Genomic DNA, 1,780 nt, shown 5'->3' with positions numbered 1-1,780 from the left:
AAAAAGAGAAAAGGAAAAGTTTTAAATAGATGAACTAGAAGCTGCGGTAATCGAAGATCGTGAGGTACACGAAAAAAAGATTAAAGCCTAGAAAGGAAAGTGATACCCCATCTAAAAAAACTCGGATAAGTACAACGGATCCAGATAGCGGATTTTTAATAAGAGATGGAAAATCGAACAGTTTTCATTTCTTAGATCATCGTACGACTGATACGAAGTACAATATTATTACGGCTACCTATGTAACGGCTGGAAATATGGCAGATTCAGAGCCGTATTTAGCACGCCTGCAAGCTCAAATTGATAAATTCGGATTCAAAGTGGAAGCTGTCGCTCTTGATGCGGGCTACTTTACAGGTTATATCTGTAAGAAGTTATCAGAAAGAAATATATTTATGGTGATGGGGTATCGCCGATTTGGAAAGGGAAATAAAGAAGTACCGAAAAGCCAATTTAAATATGTAGAAGAAATGAATGCATTTGCTTGTCCGATGGGATGTATTTTAGAATATGCAACAACGGATCGTGAAGGATATCGTCAGCATAAATCGAATCCAGAAGAATGCGCCGTTTGTCCGCTACGTGAGGTGTGCTTTTCAAAGAAACAAAAACAAAATGTTATCACTCATCATATATGGGAGAAATATAAAGATATCGCTAGAAAAAACAAACTAACAGCTACAGGGAAAAAGCTGTATAAAGTACGCTGTTCAACTATAGAGCGAAGCTTTGCGGACGCTAAAGAACTGCATGGCTATCGATATGCTCGGTTTCGGGGGCTGAAGTCTGTCCAAATGCAGGCATACCTCACCGCAGCTTGTCAAAACATGAAAAAAACAGCCCTCCACCTAACCAAAAAAGGGTTAGTGGAGGGCTGTTTTGCTAAATTCTATTATTTTATATTGTTTTCTTTCGCTAAAATCCAAAAAGATTCCAGAGTGTTGGGAATCCTAAAGGGTTTCCCAACACTCTGAGATGAATTCTATTAAAAACAGAATTCATCCATTACATAAACTACATACTAGGGGAGTAAATTGATTATCGTGAGTGGTGAAATGTTATTGCTCAAATTAGTAACAAACTATTTATTTTTATTACAATTGCATCCTTTTTTCTTTACATAGCCTTGCTCGGCTAAATCTCTTTGCGATTTGGAATCGGAAGATTGAGAATTAGAAGATTGAGAGGATGCTGACGAGCTACTATTTTTATTATGAGAGTAGTTATTAGGATAGTTATAATTACTCATAGTACTTTCACCTCCAATTAAATATATAAATATTATATGTATGTACTCTATTAATTGTTACGATTAATAATAGGAAGAGAAAATACGATAAAAAATCTCCTTGGTATTTTCCGAGGAGATAAATGATGGTTCTTTTTTATATACTAATTAATACCCCCAGTAAAGAGGGAAGTAATAAGAATCTTGGTAATATAGATTTTGTTGTTGAGTAGGCGGAGGAGTTGACTGATTTACCATTTCGCGGTTTTGATTACAGTTTGCTGGGGGACCAATTACTGTAGTGGATTGAATTGGGGATACCGCTTGTTTCCATTGTTGTTCATTGAGGCAGTAAGTATGAGCCATCATATTGGCTGGAGTCAATCTTAAAATATCCGATCCAAAAATAACTTCTGGGGTTGGGGCATCGAAAATAGCTAGTAAATGAGTATTATCTGCTGTAGCAATTTCGTAATGCCACCAAGCTTGTGGAATGTTGGCAACTTGCCCTGGTTTTATCGGTAAGTTTAATATTTGATTTGTAAAAGGGTT

At 36.3% G+C, this 1,780-nt stretch carries 1 protein-coding gene and 1 pseudogene; one reads left to right on the top strand and one right to left on the bottom strand.

Translation table 11 applies throughout. The features are described from left to right. Nucleotides 1–881: pseudogene (locus CDB3_RS12050) on the top strand (transposase); the annotation flags it as partial. Between the two features lie 515 nt (nt 882–1,396). On the opposite strand, the gene CDB3_RS12045 reads toward CDB3_RS12050, so the two are convergent. After that, nucleotides 1,397–1,780: cupin domain-containing protein (locus tag CDB3_RS12045; RefSeq protein WP_483861147.1), on the bottom strand; the 384-nt coding region annotated here is incomplete at its 5' end.

Origin of the sequence: Bacillus sp. CDB3, from assembly GCF_002081505.1 — a bacterium.
GTDB lineage: Bacteria > Bacillota > Bacilli > Bacillales > Bacillaceae_G > Bacillus_A > Bacillus_A cereus_AT.
This window is presented reverse-complemented; position numbering and strand designations above follow the sequence as displayed.